The 556-nt window shown below is 32.9% G+C and carries 2 protein-coding genes; both read left to right on the top strand.

Features of this window, described 5'->3' with window-relative positions; genetic code table 11:
* The coding region (locus ABS768_RS17725) for an ATP-binding protein (protein ID WP_408076262.1) at positions 1 to 361 on the top strand (361 nt) is incomplete at its 5' end.
* A 3-nt stretch (positions 362 to 364) separates the two neighbouring features.
* Positions 365 to 556 (top strand): hypothetical protein (locus ABS768_RS17720; RefSeq protein WP_408076261.1); only part of this gene is annotated, 192 nt, incomplete at its 3' end.

Genomic DNA, 556 nt, shown 5'->3' with positions numbered 1-556 from the left:
GGTAAGATGTTCTCATAACCTTGTAGTTGGTACTCTAATTAATCTGACTGATAATTCTATTTGGTGGCAAAACTATGCTAATGTAAAAAAGAAAAAGCTTTATATAGATCTAATAGAAGAACCCCAAGGTTACATTTCAATACTGATAGCAGATAATGGACCTGGATTTACAATCTCAACAGATGATGCAGTAAAGCCTTTTGTATCTGATAAGCCCGGAGGAATGGGATTGGGATTACATTTAGCATATGAGGTTATGAATAGTCAAAAAGGAGAATTAATTTTTCCTGAAGAAGGAGATTATGATCTTCCAAATGAGTTCAAAAAAGGTGCAAAATTATTACTCGCTTTTAAAAGATAAAATATGGCTGATTTTCAATTACCTTCAGACGGTTCTGTTATTGTTATAGACGATAAAATCAGCGAGGCGATACCACTTATTAAACTACTTTCAAAAAAAGGAATTGCTACTACATATTACTCCGGTAAAGATACTGAACTACCATTACAACCACTCCAAAAAATCAGATTGGCTTTTGTAGATATACAGCTATTT

Source organism: Flavobacterium rhizophilum, assembly GCF_046000485.1.
Classification (GTDB): domain Bacteria; phylum Bacteroidota; class Bacteroidia; order Flavobacteriales; family Flavobacteriaceae; genus Flavobacterium; species Flavobacterium rhizophilum.
The sequence above is the reverse complement of the archived record's forward strand: the minus strand, read 5'-3'. Positions and strand labels throughout refer to the sequence as shown.